This is a genomic window from Paucibacter sp. B51, assembly GCF_027863535.1.
GTDB lineage: Bacteria > Pseudomonadota > Gammaproteobacteria > Burkholderiales > Burkholderiaceae_C > Paucibacter_A > Paucibacter_A aquatilis.
Window position 1 is genome coordinate 1,141,216 of the sequence record NZ_JAPIVN010000001.1, and the last position, 17,961, is coordinate 1,159,176.

The window sequence follows — 17,961 nt, forward strand, 5'->3', positions numbered from 1 at the left end:
CCGTCCATGTCCAATCTCATCGTCCACGGCGGCACGCCTCTTGCCGGCCGCATCGTTCCCTCGGCCAACAAGAACGCCGTCCTGCCCATCCTCTGCGCGACCCTGCTGACGCGCGAGCCGGTGCGCCTGCACGGGGTGCCCGACATCACGGACGTGAAGAAGATCCTCGAGGTCTTCCGCAGCCTCGGCAGCTCGGTCGAGATGGACGCCAAGACCCGGGTGCTGGACCTGCACCACCGCGACACCTGTTTCGACGCCGCGCGCGACCGCCTGCCCGAGGAAATGCGCAGCTCCATCATGCTGGTGCCGGGCCTGCTGGCGCGCTTCTGCTCGGCCCGCATCGAGGACGATGTGACCGGCTGCACCCTGGGCGTGCGCGAGATCGACCCCCATGTCGAGGTCTTCCAGCGTTTCGGTGCCAGCGTCGAGCGCCAGCCCGATGGCCTGGTCCTGGCCGTGCCGGCCCGCCTGCGGGCCAACGACCACTGGACCGACTACGCTTCGGTCACCACCACCGAGAACTTCGTGCTTTGCGCCGCCCTGGCCCAGGGCCGCTCGACGCTGATGAACGCCGCCTCCGAGCCCCATGTGCAGGAGTTCTGTGCCTTTCTGAAGATGTTGGGCGCGCAGATCGAAGGCCTGGGCACCTCGCGCCTGACCATCCACGGCGTCGAGCGCCTGGGCGGCGGCGAGTTCACTTTCGCCGAGGATTTCCACGAGATCGTCACCTTCCTGGCCCTGGGCGCCATCACCGGCGGCCGGGTCGAGGTGAAGAACTCCACACCCGAGCAGTTCCCCCTGATCGACCGTACCTTTGCCAAGTTCGGCGTGCAGATCGTGCACGAGAACGGCTGGTCGCGCGCCGAGACGCAAGGCCCGCTCAAGGTCAAGGAGCCCTTCACCCGCAACATCCTGCAAAAGGTCGAGGCCGCGCCCTGGCCCTACCTGCCGGTGGACCTGCTGCCCATCTTCGTGGCCCTGGGCATCAAGGCCGAAGGCAGCGTGATGTTCTGGAACAAGATCTACGACGGCGCCATGGGCTGGACCTCGGAGCTGAGCAAGTTCGGCGGCCACGCCTTCCTGTCCGACCCGCATCGCATGGTCACCTTCGGCGGCAAGCCGCTGCACCCGGCCGAGGTGGAGAGCCCCTACATCATCCGCGTGGCCATTGCCCTGCTGATGGTGGCGGCCAGCATCTCGGGCAAATCGGTGATCCGCAACGCCACACCGATCCGCCGCGCCCACCCGCAATTCGTCGAGAACATCTGCTCGCTGGGTGCCCGCATCGAGTGGGTCGACGGCGAGTGAAACACGGGGTCCAGGGCGGCCGGCGCTGGCGCTGGTGCTTGAGCGCATGGCTGTGCTTGAGCCCGATGTGGGCGAGTGCGCAGACGGCGCCTACCGACCCAGGCCCCGAGCCCGGCGTGATCCGCTGGATGGTGCGCGATGTGCCGCCCCATTTCACCTACCCCGGCGGCAAGCCGCCGCAGCGCGCGTCTGAGCTGGTGGGCCATGGCGAGATCGACGGCTTTTTGCGCCTGCTGATCCAGCAGCTGCCGCAGTACCGGCATGAGTTTCTCGATGCCGGTTTCCCGCGCTTCGAAGCCCTGGTGCGCCAGGGCCAGACCCTGTGCTCGCCCCTGCATGTCAGCACGCCCGAGCGCCTGGGCTGGCTGTACTTCACCCATGTGCACCCACCCCTGGTGTCGCGCCAGCTGGCGGTGATTGCACGGCGCGAGCTGGCGCCGCGCTTCGAACGTTTCGAGCGCGCCGGCCGCCAGGTGCCGCTGGCCGAGCTGCTGCAGAGCGATCTGGTTGGCCTCTTGCCGCGCGACCGCGCCTACGGACCCAAAATCGATGCCGCCCTGCAGGCCGCGGGCAGCAAGGCGCCCAAGTCCGTGGTGGCCGGCCGGCATATGCATCTGCTGGCCATGCTGCTGGCCCAGCGCATGGACTACACCCTCGACTACCCCAGTGCGGTCGATGAGTACCTGAAAAGCCAGGGCTTGCCGAGCACCGAGCTGATCAAGCTGCCGGTGCAGGAGGGCATCAGCACCCAGCTGGCCACCTACGCCTGCAGCCGCACGCCCGAAGGGCGCAAGCAGATCGAGGCCATCGACCAGGCGGTGCGCAAGATGGCAGCCGACCCGCAGCGCGAGGCCTGGATCCAGTCCTGGCGCGGCAGCAGCCTGGACGAGGGTGACCGCCAGCGCCTCAAGCGCTACCTCGACGAACGCGCCCGCGGCGGGCCGCAGATCGACTGAGGCGAGCCCGCCATGAGCCGCCCGCCCAAGCTGGCCCTGCCTTTGCGCGATGGCGTCGGGGCCAGCGTGCTGGCCTGCCCGGCCGGGCGCTGGTCCAGCCTGCTCGACTACCTGGTGGAGCGCCTGCCGCGCCTGAGCCGTGCGGAGTGGTGCGATCGCTTTGCCCAGGGCCTGGTGCTGGACGAGCGGGGTCAGGTCTTGCCGGTGGACGCGCCCTACCGGCCGGCCACGCGCATCTACTACTGGCGCCAGCTGGAGCGTGAACCGGAGGTGCCCTTCGAGGCGCAGATCCTGTTCCAGGACGAGTTGCTGCTGGTGGCCGACAAGCCGCATTTCCTGCCGGTGCTGCCCAGCGGCCGCTTTGTGCAGCAGACCCTGCTGACCCGGCTGCGCCGCGCCACCGGCCTGGCCGATCTCAGCCCCATCCACCGCATCGACCGCGAGACCGCCGGCCTGGTGGTCTTCAGCCTGCAGCCGGCCACGCGTGGCGCCTACCAAGCCCTGTTCCGCGAGCGCGCCGTGCACAAGGTCTACGAGGCCGTGGCCGGCCTGCCCGAGCCGCTGGGCCTGAGCCTGCCGCTGACCCGCCGCAGCCGCCTGCAGGAGCGCAGCGAGGCCTTCATGCAGATGGAAGAGGTGGCGGGCGAGCCCAATGCCGAGACGCAGGTCGAGCTGCTGCAGCGCCACCCCAGCCTGCCCCTGGCCCGCTACCGCCTGAGCCCCAGCACCGGCCAGAAGCACCAGCTGCGCGCCCATATGAACGCCCTGGGCCTGCCTTTGCTGGGCGACCGCATCTACCCGCACTTGCTGCCACCCGAGCCCATCGAGGCGCCGGACTACAGCCAGCCCCTGCAGCTGCTGGCGCGCGGCCTGGCCTTTCGCGACCCGATCAGCGGCGCGCAGCGCGAGTTCGAGAGCCAGCGGCAGCTGCTGGCCTTCTGAGGGCCGGGTGGCTTAGAAATCCAGCAGCAGCTGGGCGCTGAACATATCGCCGCGCCGGCCGTAGGTGCGGCCCCAGAGGTAGGCGGCGTTGAAGCTCAGGCCCTGCTGGCCCTCGGGCACCCAGTGCAGCATGGGCCCGGCACGCTGCGACTGCCGGGCGGCGGGCAGCCAGTGGTTCCAGCGCCCCAGCTCGCCAAAGCCTTGCAGGCCCAGGCGCAGGCCCGGCTGCAGCGGCCGCGATACCTGCCACTGCAGCTTGAGCTGGGTGCCCTCGCGGCGGGCCCAGTCGTGCTCCAGCAGCAGGTTGAGGTTGAGGCGACTCAGGCCCCAATCGCCCTGCCAGCTCGGGCCGATCTCCAGCGCCGTGCCGGCGTGGCGGCCGCGGTTGTGGATCAGCTGGGTGTGCAGGGCCAGCTCATGCTCGCTGTCGGGGCTGCTGAGCAGCCACTGGTTCATCCAGTTCAGCGAGCTGAGCTTTTGCGAGCGCCAACCGGGGCCGATCCAGCTGAGCAGGATCTCGCTGGTCCAGCGCTCGCTGAAGCCGTGGCGCAGGCCCAGCTCGGGCCAGAGCAAGGCCGCCTCGCCCGGGGCCTGGACGCTCCAGTAGCGCAGGTCCAGCGAGCTCTTGCCGGCGGCGGCGTAGGGACGCACCAGGTAATAGCCCGGATCGGCTTCAGCGCCCAAGACCGCTGAGGCGAGGCCGACAAGCAGCAGGGCCTGGCGTTTCAGCCCCGGCCAGGTCCGCTGTGGGCGATCAATGTGGCGTGCCATGGTGAGGCGGGAGCATAGCGGCTTGTTTCCACAGATGGGGGGTGGCACCTGCCCGCTAATATCGGGCCCATGATCACTGCGCTCGACCTGGCCCTCATCTACCTGATTGCTGCCGTGCTGGGCGTGGTCGCTTGCCGCTTGCTGAAGCTGCCGCCCATGCTGGGCTATCTGGCCGTGGGCGTGTTGATCGGCCCCAATGCCCTGGCCCTGGCGGGCGACACGGTGGGCATCCGCTACCTGGCCGAGTTCGGCGTGGTGTTTCTGATGTTCGTGATCGGGCTGGAGTTCAACCTGCCCAAGCTGCGCAGCATGCGTCACCTGGTCTTCGGCCTCGGGCTCTTGCAGGTGCTGATCACCATCGTCGCCACTATCGCCGGCCACTACCTGCTGCGCGCCGGCTTGCAGCTGCTCGGCCTGCCCTGGGAATTGAGCTGGCAAGGCGCCCTGGTGCTGGGCGCGGCCATGGCCATGAGCAGCACGGCCATCGTCGTCAAGCTGATGGCCGAGCGCCTGGAGCTGGAGAGCGAGCATGGCCGCCGCGTGGTCGGTGTGCTGCTGTTCCAGGATCTGGCCGTCGTGCCCTTGCTGGTGCTGATCCCGGCGCTCAACAGCGATGGCTCGGCCATGGCCCAGTCCCTGGGCTGGGCCTTGCTCAAGGCGGTCGCCCTGCTGGCCTTGCTGCTGGTGGGTGGCCAGAAGCTGATGCGCTGGTGGCTGACCCTGGTGGCGCGGCGCAAGAGCGACGAACTCTTCATGCTCAATCTGCTGCTGGTCACCCTGGGCCTGGCCTGGCTGACCGAGCATGCCGGCCTTTCGCTGGCGCTGGGCGCTTTTGTCGCCGGCATGCTGATCGCCGAGACCGAATACAAGCACCAGGTGGAGACCGACATCCGGCCCTTCCACGATGTGCTGCTGGGCCTGTTCTTCATCACCATCGGCATGAAGCTGGACTGGAGCACCCTGACCGAGCAATGGCTGCTGGTCATCGTGCTGAGCCTGCTGCCGGTGCTGGCCAAGTTCGCCCTGATTGCCGGCCTGGCCTGGTTGTTCAAGGCGCCCACCGGCGTGGCCTTGCGCACCGGCCTGTACCTGGCCCAAGCGGGTGAGTTCGGCTTTGTGTTGCTGACCCTGGGCGCCCAGCACCAGCTGATCGCGCCGCAGTGGGTCAGCGCGGTGCTGGCGAGCATGGTGCTGTCCATGCTGGCCACGCCGTTCTTGATCATGTACAGCAACCGCATCGTCATGAAGCTGTCCAGCAGCGACTGGATGATGCAGTCCCTGCAGCTGACCACGATCGCCAAGAAGTCCATCAAGGCGCAGGCCCATGTGATCATCTGCGGCTACGGCCGCAGCGGCCAGAACCTGGCCCGCTTGCTCGATGGCGAAAACATCCCCTATATGGCCCTGGACCTGGACCCCGACCGGGTGCGCCAGGCGGCCGCGGCCGGGCAGAGTGTGGTGTTCGGTGATGCCGCCCGCCTGCAAAGCCTGATGGCCGCCGGCCTGGCCCGCGCCAGCGCCGTGGTGGTCAGCTACCCGGACACGCCCTCGGCCCTGAAGATCCTGCATCTGGTGCATTCGCATGCGCCCCAGGTGCCGGTGGTGGTGCGCACCATCGACGACAGCGACCTCGAGCGCCTGCGTGCCGCCGGCGCCACCGAGGTGGTGCCCGAGGCCATCGAGGGCTCGCTGATGCTGGCCAGCCATGCCCTGGCCCTGGTCGGCGTGCCCATGCGCCGGGTGATCCGCCTGACCCGTGACGCGCGCGATGCGCGTTATGGTCTCTTGCGCGGCTATTTCCACGGCGCCGATGACGACACTGGCGAAGAACGCCAGCATGCTCGCCTGCGCTCCGTCACCCTGCCCACCGCCAGCCCCTATATGCACACGGCGCTGGGCTTGCTGGCCCTGCATGCGACCGGGGTGTCGGTGGTGTCGGTGCGGCGTGTCAACGGCGCGGTGGTGCCGGCTGATGAGCAGTTGCTGCTGCAGGGTGGCGACACCCTGGTGCTCTCGGGCGTGCCCGAGGCCCTGGCCCTGGCCGAGGAGAAGCTGCTGCGCAGCGATTGAAACGGTGGGCGGCTTTGCAGCTCAGCCGCGCAGCAGGGCCGCCAGGGCCTGCGCATCCAGCACGGTCGCCTCGTCCTGGCCTTCCAGAATGCCATCGGCCAGGCCGCGTTTGTCGCGGTGCAGGTCGATGATTCGTTCCTCCACCGAGCCGGCCGTCACCAGGCGGTAGACCGTGACCGGCCGCTGCTGGCCCATGCGGTGGGCGCGGCCGGTGGCCTGGTCTTCGGCGGCTGGGTTCCACCAGGGGTCGACGATCAGCACATAGTCGGCCATGGTCAGGTTGAGGCCGAAGCCGCCGGCCTTGAGGCTGATCAGGAACACCTCGCCCTCGCCGCGCTGGAAGGCGGCCACCCGCTGGCTGCGCTCGGCCGCCGGCGTGCTGCCATCGAGGTACTGGAAGGGCACGTCCATGGCCCGCAGGCGCTCGGCCAGCAGGGTCAGGTAGTCGGTGAACTGGCTGAACACCAGGGCCTTGTGCGAGCCCTCGACCAGCTCGCGCACGATGCGTTCAAACTCACCGAGTTTGGCGCCGATCAGGCCCAGCTCCGGCGCCACCAGGCGCGGGTCGCAGGCGGCGCGGCGCAAGCGCATCAGCTCGGCCAGCACCTGCATGGGCGCGGGCTGGCCGGCCTTGGCGGCGGCGGACACGGCCTCTTGCGCGTTGCGGCGCAGGGCTTCCAAAAAGGCTTTCTCCTCAGCGCTGGGCTGCACCAGATGGACGATCTCGGTGCGGGGCGGCAGGTCTTGCAGCACCTGCTGCTTGGTCCGGCGCAGCAGGAAGGGCGAGACCAGGCGGCGCAGGCGCTGACGGGCGGCGCCGTCTTTCTGCTTCTCGATCGGCGTGGCGAAGCGTTCGTTGAACTGGCGCGTGCTGCCGAGCAGGCCGGGGTTGATCAGGTTCATGATGGACCAGAGATCGGCCAGGCGGTTCTCGACCGGCGTGCCCGAGAGCGCCAGGCGGAAGCCGGCCTGGAACTCCGCCACCGATTGCGCTCGCTTGGTGGCCGCGTTCTTGAGCGCCTGCGCCTCGTCCATCACCAGGGTGGCCCAGGGCTTGGCGGCCAGCAACTCGCCATCGATCTGACCTAGGGCATAACTGACGATCAACACGTCACCGGCCTCGGCGTTGGCGATCAGGCCAGCGCGGTCGGCGTCTTCGCCGTAAATGCTGCAGCGCAGGCTGGGCGCGAACTGGGCGGCCTCGGCCAGCCAGTTGCCGCAGACCGAGGTGGGCGCCAGCACCAGGGCTGGGCCGAGGGCGGCGCGTTCCAGCAGCAGGGCCAAGGTCTGCACCGTCTTGCCCAGGCCCATGTCATCGGCCAGGCAGGCGCCCAGACCGGCTGCGGCCAGTCGGCTCATCCACTGGAAGCCCTCCAGCTGGTAGCCACGCAGCTCGGCGCGCAAGGCCTTGGGCAGGGCCGGTGTTTGCTGTGCCGCCTGGGACAAGGCGTCCATGCGCGCGCGCCAGGGCGCGTCACCGGCCACGGCCATGCCGTCCAGCGTGTCCTCCAGCCAGGAGGCGGCCGCGGGCGGCAGCTGCAGCTGGTCTTTCTTGCTCTGCAGCACGGCATCGAGCTCGCGCAGCTGCTGGCGCAGCTGTTCGCTCAAGGCCAGGTATTCGCCCTCGGCCAGGCGCACAAAGCGGCTGCGCGATTCGCGCGCCAGCTTCATCAGCTCTTGCAGGCCCAGCACGCGCGATTCATCGAGTTGGGCGCTGCCGCTCAGGCCCAGCCAATCGCGGCCGCTGCTCACCGAGACGCTCATCGCCGGGCTGGCCAGGGGCGTCACGCGCAGCGGCTTGCCTTTGGGCCAGTCGAGCGCGGCGATACCGGGCAGGCTGGGCAGGCGCTCGACGGCGCGCAACGCGTCCTCGGCATCGAGCAATTGCCAGGGCGACTCGGGCGCCTGCTCGGGGTCGAGGAAGGGCAGAGCCTCCAGCACGGCCGCGCGCGCCTCGGCCTCGGCCTGCAGGTCGCGCTCGGTGGCCAGGCTCAAGCCTTCGTGCATGCACATCAGGCGCGCCCGGCCCTGGCCCGGCGTGACGGCCGGCCCGAAGTGGCCGAAGGGCTGGGCCACCAGCTGCAGCTGCAAGCCCTCGCCCAGAGGCTGAAGCCGGGCCCGCAAGCGGCTGTCGCCCGGCACCAGCTGGCCGGCGGCGGCATCGCTGTGCAGCTGGAAATGGGCGCTCAGCACCTGCAGCGCGGCGCCCAGCTCGGCGGTGGCGCTGACCGGCACGGTCCAGCCCTGGGCGACCAGCTCGGCGACGCGGCGCTGAGCATTGCTGATGCGGATCAGGCGCGCATGCTGCGGCCCGTCGCGCAACACGCGCAAGGCGTCGCGCTTGGCCAGCTCGGTGTCGTGGCTGTTGCCCAGCCAGCCGAACAGGCGCGGTGGCTCGCTGGCGATCAGGGGCGGGTGGATGTGGAACTCAAAGTGCTCGGCGCCGCTGGCCGCATCCCGGCGCCGGCGCACCTCCAGCTCGGGCTGCGCTTCGACAAGCTCCACCCATTGACCCGGCGCGTCGGCAAACATCAGGGCGGGGTGGCCGATCAGGGCGACCGCGGCTTGCGACACATCGAGCTGCCAGCTGTTGGCGCCGCCGTAGAGGCTGCGTTCGATGTGGCGCAGCACGGCGTTGTCACGCGCATGGGCGGCGCCGTTCTTTTTCAGCTTGCCCAGGCTGATCTCTTTCAGTTTGAGCGCAGCGCGCGCGCCGATGCTGCGCTCGAAGGGTTCGACATCCTGCACACGGCCATGGGCGTCCAGGCTCAGGGCCCAGGCCAGCTCGGGGCCGTCGGCGCTGGTCTTGCCACCCTTCTTCTCGTCACCCAGGGTGGCGATGGCGGCCAGGGCGTCTCGCCAGGGCTCGCGCGGGGCGCCGAGAAAACTCTGCGGCGGCGCTTGGCTTTGCAGGTCCAGTGCGATGGGCCCCAGCTCCAGGCGCTCGGCCGCGGCGGCCACCCAGGCCGCCAGCCAGAGCTGGCCGCTGCCGGCCAGGCGCTGCACCAGGGCCTGGGCCGCTGCCGGCGCCCATCCCGGGGCTTCGGTCTGCGCCCAGGCGGCCAGCAGCAGGCGGTCGGCCGCCTGGCCCAGGCTGTGCTCGCGCGCCTCCAGCGCGGGCAGATAGGCCAGGCAGCTGGGGTCCAGGCTGTCGGCCCCGAGGCGGCTGCCGATGACATGGGCCCAGCGGCCCCAGCCCTCGTGGGCTGAGGGCTTGCGCGAGCCCGATTCGGCGATGCAGAACTTGTGCGCCAGGGTCCAGGCCCCGGCATCGGCCTGGGCCAGCAAGCACATCACATAGACCCGCGACAGCTCGGGCGACAGGGCCTCGCGGCGTGCGCCGCTGGCCTTGCGCACGTCTCTCATGGTCTGTTCAAACAGCGCGGCGGCCTCGGCCCAGCGGCCCTGGGCTGCGGATTCGGCCGCATCGAAGCCGGGCCGGCTGGGGCCGTGCACGCCCTCCAGCAGGCTGCGCATGCCGCTGAAATCGAGCGCTTGGGCGCGGGCCTCGGCCAGCTGGCTGCGCAGCTCGGGCGTCAGCTCCCGGCTGCGCGAACTTCCCCCGTGGCCGTGGCTGTCGAGCAGCCAGGCTTGCATCTGCCGGGCGCGCGGGTCGGCGGCGGGCAGCAGGTCCAGGCAGAGGGCCAGCAGCTCGCTGCGCAGCGCGCTGTCCATGCGCGCCATGGCCTCGGGCAGCCAGGGTTCGCTGAGGACTTTGCAGATCAGCAGGGGCTGGTCGAGCAGCTCCAGGCTGCCTTGCAAGCCCTGGCGGAATGCCGCCTGGCTGAGGCCGGCGTGCAGGTAGAGGCGCAGCAGCACGGCTGCTTCTTCGTCGGTGCGCAGGGTCAGCCAGCTGATGGGGCGGGTCACCTCGCCGTAGGCGCCGCTGAGCATCCAGGCCAGACGCTGCCAGTAGGGCGGCTGGGCGGCGGGCGGGTGCCGCAGCAGCTCTTGCAGGCGCGCGGCATGCTGCTGCAGATCGGCACGGTAGCCGTGGCCGGGGCGCTGTTCGATCAGGCCTCGGGCCTTGAGCAGCTTCAAGGCTTCGCCGATTTCGACGGCATGCAGATCGGCCCCGCCCGCGGCCAGCCACTGCGCCAGCCCGGCCGCACCGCGCGTGCCACCGCTGAGCAGCAGCGCATCGAGCACGGCCTGCTCGATCTCGCCCAGGCCCGGCGTGGCAGTGGCGTCAAGGGGCAGGGCAGCGTTGGAGGTCATGGGGTGGGCCGGAGGGAGACATGCGAACAGCACGAGGGGCGCGCGAGGGGCGCGAGCGTGCAGCAGCACAGTATGCCAAGCGGCCCCAGTCACGCCTCGATGCCGCAGACCGGCCTATCGGTCCCGTGCAGCAAATCACGGCGCCGCGCTGCCCGGCAAGGGCCGGAGCACTTTCTCAGTCGCAAGCCGGTAATGCTCCCTTGTTTCGATGCCGGGGCTCAGTACATTGGAGGGCCCTGTCAACGGCACCGGTTTTTTCCCCTCCGGGATCGGCGCCAAGACGGCTTTCCCGCCCACTGATGCTCCCCATGAAAATTCGCGTCCTCGGCTGCTCGGGTGCCATTGCAGCCGGCTTCAAGACCACCGCTTTCTTGCTCGACGACGATGTGCTCATCGACGCCGGCACGGGCGTGGGCGACCTGGCGCTCGACGAGCTGGCGCGCATCGACCACATCCTGGTCACCCATTCCCATCTGGACCATGTGCTGTCCATCCCGCTGCTGGCCGATTCGGTGCTGCGCCTGCGCGCCGAGGCGGGCCGGCCGCCGATCCAGGTGCATGGCCTGCCTCAAACCCTGCAGGCGCTGCGCCAACACATCTTCAACGGCGTGATCTGGCCCGATTTCACCCGGCTGCCCAGCGCCGAGCGGCCGGTGCTGAGCCTGCATGCTTTTGAAGTGGGCGAGGTGCTGGAGCTGGGTGGCCGCCGCGTCGAAGTGCTGAGTGCCGCTCACACCGTGCCGGCCTGCGGTTTTGCCATTGCCGGCCTGCGCGGCCATTGGGTCTTCACCGGCGACACCGGCCCCAATCCGGCGCTCTGGGCCCGCCTGGCCCAGTTGCAGGTCAGCCATCTGGTGATCGAAACCGCCTTCAGCAACGACGAGCAAAGCCTGGCCGACCTCAGCCGCCACCTCAGCCCCGCCCGCCTGGGCGTGGAACTGGCCCAGCTCGCCGGCAGCGTGGCCGTGCAGATCACCCACATCAAACCCGGCGAAGGCCTGGCCGTCATGGAAGAAATCGCCGCTCTGGCCAGCCGCCACCGAATCGAGGCATTGGTGGCTGGGATGGTGATGGATCTGGATTGAGTGGAGTGCCCGCCGACGTTCGCCGAGCGTGATCTCGGCGCCACTCGTTGGCCAAGCTTCAGCAAAAACGGCAACCTCTGGGTTGCCGTTTGCTTTGGCACCTCGTCTTCTGACCGACTGCGGGCAGTCAGCACCGGCCTGACAAAAATTGTCAGGTCACTCTTTGCGTCACCGTCCATCAGGTCTCAACTGACCAAAATTGTCAGTCGCACCGCTCGCCGGCCCGCGGTTCGTGCCAAATTTCACGCCAAGTAGCTCTGGGCATGCTGGCACGACCCCTGCATTCAGGGGGGGCGTTCCCTCTTCTTTGTTTCTTTCATTCGTTCCCTGTCCCGTTCAACCCCGTAGGAGTACCCATCATGAAGCGCGTTCAACAAGGTTTCACACTGATCGAACTGATGATCGTCGTGGCGATCATCGGCATTTTGGCGGCGGTGGCGATTCCGCAGTACAAGGACTACACCTCGAAGTCGAAAGCAGCATCGGCGCTGGCCAGCTTGAATGCGTACAAGCAAGGCGTGGCTCTCTGCGCTCAAGAAACGGGCGCCTTGACGAATTGCGACTTGGGCGCGAACGGGGTTCCCGCAACCATGGCCACCGCGTTGGTCTCCGAAGTGGCCGTTGCCGACGGTAAGATCACTGCGACGATTCCTGCCAATGCCATGGGAAATTCTTCGGCAGGCACGATCGTCTTGGAACCGACCAATGGTGATGCAGCGATTACTTGGAAGATTACTTCGACGAATATGCCTGCTGCGGTCACGGCTGCATTGTCAAAGAATAATTCCTGATTTCGATCAGATTTGTCTTTCATGAAAAGGGGCTTCGGCCCCTTTTTCTTTGTGCAACTATCTCGCAGATCCAAAGTTGGATTGGTCCTTAGTCCGAATGCAAGCAATTTCATCACGCCGCCTGCCCTTCGTGCTTGGTATTGCCGTTGTCGTCTGGGCATTGTTCATGGCACGTCCGTATACAGGTTTGCGGCATGACGGAATTTTGTACATGGGGCAGGTGCTTCAGGCGCTGGCCCCAACAGTACTGGCAGGTGATCTGTTTTTTGCGCACGGCTCGCAAGATCGCTATTCGATTTTTAGCGGGTTGATGGCCCCATTGGCTCAGCATTTTTCTTGGGCCGGGATACAGTTTTTTTGGCTTTTGGTGGCCCAGATTGCCAGCTACTGTGCGATTTATGCCTTGCTGAAGCCGTCGCTCGATTCAGGTCTGCGACTTTGGCTCGGGTTGCTTTTTGCAGCAGGCCTTTCTCACGGGTATGAAGGGCGGCAAGTATTTTCTTTTTCCGAAGATTTTCTGACGGCGCGCACCTTGGCCGAACCACTTGTGCTTTGGGCGCTAGTTGCCTTGCTACGCAAGCGCATGATGGCTGCTGTACTGCTTGTTGCTGCCGCAGCGTTGTGCCATCCGTTGATGAGTTTGCCCGCCTTGGTAGTCGGTGCGCTCTATCTCATGGAGCATGACCGTCGTTGGTCCTGCTTGCTGGCCTTTCCTGCATTGCTGCCGATTCTGGCTTTGGGAGGAATTGCACCCTTTGAACTGATGTTAAAGACCTACGACTCTGAGTGGTGGCGTTGGATTGCCGAGGTCAACGAAGTTCTGGTGCAGCGCTGGGCGTGGGTGGACTGGCAATTTCTGGCTTTCGAAGCCGCCGTGCTGTGGATCGGTGCCAGGCACCTGCCTTCCAGTCTGTCACGATTATGTCGATCCACATTGCTGGCGGCCAGTTTGCTATTGCTTCTGTCCGCCGTTGGTGCCGACATTCTTCAGAACCAGCTACTAACTCAGCTACAGCTGTGGCGCGTGCTTTGGCTGGTTCGAATTCTTGTTTTGGCTTGCCTGCCGACGTTGCTGCTGGGGCTGTGGTTTGAATCAGATTCGAGCAAGCGGGCCACCGCGCGTGCCTTGGTCACCCTGCTTCTGGCGACACTCCTGGTGGTCGAGATCCGCGCGGAAGAGGGCTGGGTGTTGATGGTGGTGTCGGCTGCCGGCTTGTTTGCTTGGCACAAAGGTCTGACGTTGCGGCTTGTGTTGGCTTATTGGGTAGGACTTGGATCAGTGCTGTGCATCGTGATGGTTTGCGCAGGCATGTTTTGGAATTCCTTCTTGCCATGGCCGATGGGCTACCTTTATCAGCCAGATTTGCCGCTTTGGTTTGACTTTCTGCGACTCCCGGCCGTCCTTTTGTCGTTGCCCTTGCTGATATGGTGGGGCTGGCAGCGAGGCGGCTGGCAGCGGATCAGTTCAGCGGCATTTTTTGCATGTATGGTGCTGGTTTGTCTGCCGCATTGGGACCGCCGCAGTGAATGGACGCGCCTGTTGGAAACTGGCGCTCTGCAACGAACACATCCGTTTCAAGCCTGGATCGCGCCTGGCCAATCGGTGTACTGGCACGAGCAGTTGGCGCCGACCTGGTTGCTTTTGGGGCGCCCGAGCTATTACGAGAAGGCCCAGGGCGCGGGCCTACTGTTCAACGAAGGTACCGCGCGCGCCTTCGGACCTCGTTGGGATGCTTGGCAGCCTGTGCGAAAGCATGTGCAGAGTTGCTGGATGGGCGCTGCATTGAGTCGTTCAGATTCAACTCTGTGCTTGACCCCGCCTCTGGTGCTTGTGCAGCAACTCTGCAGCACGCAAGCCGAGTTGCGCTACATGGTCTTTGATCAAGCTCTGCATTCAGCCCGTGGCCGAATGCCAGCTTTGGCCGTGTGGAATCCTCAGTTGCCCTCCTTTCCGGATCAGCGCTTTTATCTCTATGACTGTCAGCAACTTGTTTGAGTTTGTTCGCTATGCCCTTTGCAGCGCACTGGCATTGGCGATTGACTTTGCACTTTATTTGCTTGCATTGCGAATGGGACAAGCCGTGCCGGTTGCCGCTGCACTTGGATTCAGTGTTGGTTTGATGACGTCCTATGTTTTGAGTGTGCGCTGGGTGTTTCTCCAGCGTCGAATTCTAGATAGGCGGCAGGAACTGCTTGTATTCTGTACCGTGGGCGTTGCTGGCTTGCTATTGACTCAATTGTTGCTGTGGTTATTGGTGCAGAGAGCCGCCATGAGTCCTGAATGGGCCAAGTTACCGACCGCAGTTTTGGTGTTTATGTTCAATTTCAGTGTGCGCAAGGCTCTGCTATTTGCGAGTCTGCCTCTCAGAAAAATTCGTTATGAAAACTGAAGTATTGATTGTTGGTGCAGGGCCAGCCGGCCTCACGGCGGGTCTGGAATTGCTGAGAGCGGGCAAGCAGGATGTGACAATCATCGAGGCAACCCAAGATATTGGTGGGATCTCAAAGACAGTCAATTTTAAAGGTAATCGCATCGATATCGGCGGGCACCGTTTCTTTTCAAAATCGCAGTGGGTGATGGATTGGTGGCGAGAAATGCTTCCAATTGCATTGCCTGAAGGCATGAATGACGAAGCAGGTTTGCGTCTTGCCTATCAAGGAAATCAGACACTTCTCGGTAGATCTGCAATTGCAGCAAGAGAGACGCAAGAAAATGTGATGCTGGTTCGTAGCCGGTTGTCGCGAATCTACTTTGGGGGTAATTTTTTTGATTACCCGCTCAAGCCCGGATTTGACTTGGCGCGCAAGATGGGGGCGATCCGTTGCCTGAATTTTGCTGGTAGCTATATGTACTCGGCCATGGCTCCCATTCGCCCAGAGCGAAGCCTCGAAGATTTCTTCATCAATCGATTCGGGCGACAGCTATATCAGCAATTTTTCAAAGAGTACACTGAAAAAGTGTGGGGGGTGCCTTGCCATGAAATCAGTGCAGCATGGGGCGCTCAGCGGGTGAAGAGTTTGTCGATTGGCAAGGCGCTGTCACATGCGGCGCGAAAAGCAATCGGCGGGCGGGGCACTGAGAAGCAGACTTCGTTGATCGAGAGTTTCCTTTATCCCAAGTATGGCCCCGGTCAAATGTGGGAAATGGCCGCTAAAGAGTTCGAGCATCTCGGCGGGAAGCTGCTGCGTGGCTTGGCAGTTGATGAAATCAGGCGCAAAGACCACCGTATAACCGGGGTCAGTGCGCGGAGGCCCGATGGCACGCGGCTTGACTTCGAGCTGGAACAATTTGTGTCGACCATGCCGGTGCGTGAGCTGGTACAGGCTTTAAGGCCGGCACCGGTGCCACGAGTTCTTGAGATAGCGAGCGGATTGCAGTATCGGGACTTCATCACCGTCGGCCTGCTCTACAAACGCTTGCGCAAGACGCCGGGGGCTCAGAGTGGCCCATTGAATCTGGTCAAAGACAACTGGATATACATCCAGGAGCCCGGCGTTAAGGTGGGTCGCTTGCAAATCTTCAACAACTGGAGCCCCTATATGGTGGCTGATCCGGAAACGGTTTGGATTGGCTTGGAGTTCTTTGCAAAAGACGATGATGCGTTGTGGGCCATGAGCGATGAAGCCCTGAAGCAATTGGCGGTACGAGAGATGCGGCAGCTAAATTTAGCTGATGAAGGTGATTTGATTGACGCAACGGTTTTGCGCATGCCCAAGGCCTATCCTGGGTACTTCGGGCGATCCTATGAGCAGTTTGATGTGCTGCGCGAGTATCTTGATGAGATCCCGAATCTATATTTGATTGGGCGCAATGGTATGCATCGCTATAACAATCAAGATCACTCGATGCTATCTGCTCGGTTGGCCGCCAAGGCAATTCTCACTGATCGTCCCGATCCAGCCGCGATATGGGCGATCAACATCGATGACGATTATCACGAAGAAGTCGAGGGTTCGAGTGACCATGTGGTGGCGCAATAGATTCGATGTTGAATCGAAAATATTCAAGTCGCAAGATCCACAAACCTCCACCCATCCCTCGTGAATGGATGCCGGATAAACCCCCTCACCCCAGCCTGGCATAAGTCCACCCGCAAGGGATGGTTGTGGGGCTGATAGGGCATGTAGCTGAGCAGCAGGCGGTTGAGTTGCTGGAGCAGTGCCCAGCGTTCCGGGCTGTTGGCCAGCAGGCGTTGGCGGGCGTAGAGCGCGTCGTAGGCGGGCAGGCGGAACTGGGCGTCGTTGCTTTGGCCGGCGTTGGGGCCGTAGCCCATGCCGAGGATGAAGTCGCCGTCAGGGTCGCCCACGCTCCAGATGTAGCCCCAGATCATCAACTGCTTGGCCAGCGCTTTCTTGATCAGTTCACCGAAAGTGGCGGATTCGAACTCGATGCGCAGGCCCAGCGCGTCCATCTGCTTCTTCCAGAGCTCGTCGATCATGCGCTGGCGTGAACTGCCCGCGGTACCGGCGCGGCGCAGGGTCAGGCGGCTGCCGTCCGGTTGCAGGCGGTAGCCTTCGGCATCGCGCTGGTCGTAGCCGTACAAATCCAGCAGGGCGCGCGCTCGCGCCATATCGTGGCGCCCGGCTTCGCTGCGCAGGGCCGGGTCGTGGCCATAGACCATTTGCGGCAGCATCGTTTGCGCTGGCACGGCCTGGCCTTTGTAGACGATGCGGATCTCGGCCTCGTTGTCATAGCCCAGCACGATGGCGCGGCGCAGGGCCACGCGTTCCGGCGACAGGCCCCCGACCACCGGGTCTTCCATATTGAAGAAGCTGAAACCGATGTCGGCGCCATAGCTGGTGAAGGCCTGCACGCCGCGCTTGCGCAGATTGGGTGCCAGCTGCCCGCCCGGCAGGGCCAAAGGGGCCACCTCGGTGGGCATCTCCAGCAGGTCGAGCTCGCCGCCGTTGAAGGCCAGCCAGCGCGGCTGGGTCTCCACGATGATGCTGATCTGCACCTCGTCCAGGAGCGGCAGGCGCCGCCCTTTCAGCGCCTGGGCGATGGCCTGGCTCTGGGCATCGGGCGGTACCTCGCCGGGCTCGAAAACTTCCTCACGGAAGCCGGGGTTGCGTTCCAGCACGATCTGCGAGCTGCGCCGCCAGTGCTTGAGTCGGAAAGGGCCGGTGCCCACCGGATGCGCCAGAAGGTCCTCGGCATAGGCCTCCACCACCTCGCGCGCCACGGCGCCGGTGTAGCCGGCATTGGCAAACAGGTACACAAAGCGCGGGTCCGGCTCGGCCAGGCGCACCTCGAAGCGGTAGCGGTCCAGCGCCCGCAGGCCAGTCACTTCGCGGTCGTAGTCGAAGGCGGTCTTGCGCTCGATGGCGTGTTGGCGCAGCTCGCTCAAACCCAGGATCTTGGCGTTCTCGAACTGGTAGAGATGTTCGGTCTTGAGCCGCGGGTCGTAGAAGCGTTTGACGGTGTAGACGTAGTCCTGCGCCACCAGCTCACGACGCCGACCCTGGAACACCGGGTCGTCGGCGAAGAAGATGCCGGGCCGGATGGTGAAAACAAAACGCTTGAAATCGGCGGACACCTCGGGCAGGCCGGCCGCCGTCTGCGGCCGCAGCTGCACCGGCCGGGCCAGCAGGTCGTAGGTCAGTGGAGATTCAAAGATATGGGCGTTCACCGCGACCGAGGTGCGGTCGGAAACTTGGGGCGGGTCAAAGCCCACTTCGGCGGAGTTGAAGGCGGTGCGCAAAACCTTGCGCTTGGGTTTCGCCGCGCTGTCGGGCAGGGCCTGGGTCCAGGGGCTGGCCGCCAGCAGGCCGGCGGCGGCCATCAGCTCACGTCTTTGCATGGTCCTCGCTCCCTGGTTC

The 17,961-nt window shown here is 65.2% G+C and carries 12 protein-coding genes; 9 read left to right on the top strand and 3 right to left on the bottom strand.

Going from position 1 to position 17,961, the window contains the following annotated elements; translation table 11 throughout:
* Nucleotides 1–6: 6 nt before the first annotated feature.
* Genes OOB33_RS04855 through OOB33_RS04865 form a run of 3 tightly spaced genes read left to right on the top strand, consistent with a single transcriptional unit; the run spans nucleotide 7 to nucleotide 3,206 of the window.
* Nucleotides 7–1,308, top strand: a complete 1,302-nt coding sequence (locus OOB33_RS04855) for a UDP-N-acetylglucosamine 1-carboxyvinyltransferase (protein ID WP_102768675.1) — start codon at nucleotides 7–9, stop codon at nucleotides 1,306–1,308.
* A gap of 38 nt (nucleotides 1,309–1,346) precedes the next feature.
* On the top strand, nucleotides 1,347–2,264 hold the full coding sequence (locus OOB33_RS04860; protein ID WP_271007877.1) for a TIGR02285 family protein: 918 nt from the start codon (nucleotides 1,347–1,349) through the stop codon (nucleotides 2,262–2,264).
* A 12-nt stretch (nucleotides 2,265–2,276) separates the two neighbouring features.
* Nucleotides 2,277–3,206 (top strand): pseudouridine synthase, encoded by a 930-nt coding sequence (locus OOB33_RS04865; protein ID WP_271007878.1) that lies wholly within the window; start codon nucleotides 2,277–2,279, stop codon nucleotides 3,204–3,206.
* Nucleotides 3,207–3,218: 12 nt separating this feature from the next.
* Here OOB33_RS04865 and OOB33_RS04870 read toward each other — a convergent pair whose 3' ends face one another.
* Nucleotides 3,219–3,977 carry a hypothetical protein gene (locus tag OOB33_RS04870; RefSeq protein WP_271007879.1) on the bottom strand — a complete coding sequence of 253 codons (759 nt, stop codon included), beginning with the start codon at nucleotides 3,975–3,977 and terminating at the stop codon, nucleotides 3,219–3,221.
* A gap of 69 nt (nucleotides 3,978–4,046) precedes the next feature.
* Between OOB33_RS04870 and OOB33_RS04875 the strand changes: the two genes are divergently transcribed.
* Nucleotides 4,047–6,047, top strand: coding sequence for a cation:proton antiporter (locus tag OOB33_RS04875; RefSeq protein ID WP_171829005.1), 2,001 nt, complete (start codon nucleotides 4,047–4,049; stop codon nucleotides 6,045–6,047).
* 21 nt (nucleotides 6,048–6,068) lie between these two features.
* Here OOB33_RS04875 and OOB33_RS04880 read toward each other — a convergent pair whose 3' ends face one another.
* Nucleotides 6,069–10,265 (bottom strand): DEAD/DEAH box helicase, encoded by a 4,197-nt coding sequence (locus OOB33_RS04880; RefSeq protein ID WP_271007880.1) that lies wholly within the window; start codon nucleotides 10,263–10,265, stop codon nucleotides 6,069–6,071.
* A gap of 308 nt (nucleotides 10,266–10,573) precedes the next feature.
* On the opposite strand from OOB33_RS04880, the gene OOB33_RS04885 reads away from it, so the two are divergent.
* The 5 genes from OOB33_RS04885 to OOB33_RS04905 all read left to right on the top strand — a co-directional run bounded on the left by OOB33_RS04885 (nucleotide 10,574) and on the right by OOB33_RS04905 (nucleotide 16,122).
* A complete protein-coding gene (locus OOB33_RS04885) occupies nucleotides 10,574–11,350 on the top strand; it encodes an MBL fold metallo-hydrolase (RefSeq protein ID WP_102768669.1) in 777 nt (258 codons plus the stop codon).
* Nucleotides 11,351–11,709: 359 nt separating this feature from the next.
* Nucleotides 11,710–12,141: a pilin gene (locus OOB33_RS04890; RefSeq protein ID WP_271007881.1), complete on the top strand. Its 432-nt coding sequence runs from the start codon at nucleotides 11,710–11,712 to the stop codon at nucleotides 12,139–12,141.
* A 97-nt stretch (nucleotides 12,142–12,238) separates the two neighbouring features.
* The gene (locus OOB33_RS04895) at nucleotides 12,239–14,137 is read left to right on the top strand and encodes a hypothetical protein (protein WP_271007882.1); all 1,899 of its coding nucleotides are present in this window, start codon (nucleotides 12,239–12,241) and stop codon (nucleotides 14,135–14,137) included.
* Nucleotides 14,115–14,531, top strand: a complete 417-nt coding sequence (locus OOB33_RS04900; RefSeq protein WP_271007883.1) for a GtrA family protein — start codon at nucleotides 14,115–14,117, stop codon at nucleotides 14,529–14,531. Before OOB33_RS04895 ends, OOB33_RS04900 begins: the two co-directional genes overlap by 23 nt.
* Nucleotides 14,521–16,122, top strand: coding sequence for an NAD(P)/FAD-dependent oxidoreductase (locus OOB33_RS04905; protein ID WP_271007884.1), 1,602 nt, complete (start codon nucleotides 14,521–14,523; stop codon nucleotides 16,120–16,122). The genes OOB33_RS04900 and OOB33_RS04905 overlap by 11 nt, the downstream gene beginning before the upstream one ends.
* Nucleotides 16,123–16,145: 23 nt before the next feature.
* Here the strand turns inward: OOB33_RS04905 and OOB33_RS04910 are convergent, their stop codons facing one another.
* Nucleotides 16,146–17,942 (bottom strand): ABC transporter substrate-binding protein, encoded by a 1,797-nt coding sequence (locus OOB33_RS04910; protein ID WP_271007885.1) that lies wholly within the window; start codon nucleotides 17,940–17,942, stop codon nucleotides 16,146–16,148.
* Between the last annotated feature and the right edge of the window lie 19 nt (nucleotides 17,943–17,961).

What these genes read in the sequence shown, in the direction of transcription:
- OOB33_RS04910 (WP_271007885.1), bottom strand. Translation starts at nt 17,942, where the DNA reads ATGCAAAGACGTGAGCTGATGGCCGCCGCCGGCCTGCTGGCGGCCAGC.
- OOB33_RS04880 (WP_271007880.1), bottom strand. Translation starts at nt 10,265, where the DNA reads ATGACCTCCAACGCTGCCCTGCCCCTTGACGCCACTGCCACGCCGGGC.
- OOB33_RS04875 (WP_171829005.1), top strand. Translation starts at nt 4,047, where the DNA reads ATGATCACTGCGCTCGACCTGGCCCTCATCTACCTGATTGCTGCCGTG.
- OOB33_RS04895 (WP_271007882.1), top strand. Translation starts at nt 12,239, where the DNA reads ATGCAAGCAATTTCATCACGCCGCCTGCCCTTCGTGCTTGGTATTGCC.
- OOB33_RS04855 (WP_102768675.1), top strand. Translation starts at nt 7, where the DNA reads ATGTCCAATCTCATCGTCCACGGCGGCACGCCTCTTGCCGGCCGCATC.
- OOB33_RS04865 (WP_271007878.1), top strand. Translation starts at nt 2,277, where the DNA reads ATGAGCCGCCCGCCCAAGCTGGCCCTGCCTTTGCGCGATGGCGTCGGG.
- OOB33_RS04905 (WP_271007884.1), top strand. Translation starts at nt 14,521, where the DNA reads ATGAAAACTGAAGTATTGATTGTTGGTGCAGGGCCAGCCGGCCTCACG.
- OOB33_RS04890 (WP_271007881.1), top strand. Translation starts at nt 11,710, where the DNA reads ATGAAGCGCGTTCAACAAGGTTTCACACTGATCGAACTGATGATCGTC.
- OOB33_RS04900 (WP_271007883.1), top strand. Translation starts at nt 14,115, where the DNA reads ATGACTGTCAGCAACTTGTTTGAGTTTGTTCGCTATGCCCTTTGCAGC.
- OOB33_RS04870 (WP_271007879.1), bottom strand. Translation starts at nt 3,977, where the DNA reads ATGGCACGCCACATTGATCGCCCACAGCGGACCTGGCCGGGGCTGAAA.
- OOB33_RS04885 (WP_102768669.1), top strand. Translation starts at nt 10,574, where the DNA reads ATGAAAATTCGCGTCCTCGGCTGCTCGGGTGCCATTGCAGCCGGCTTC.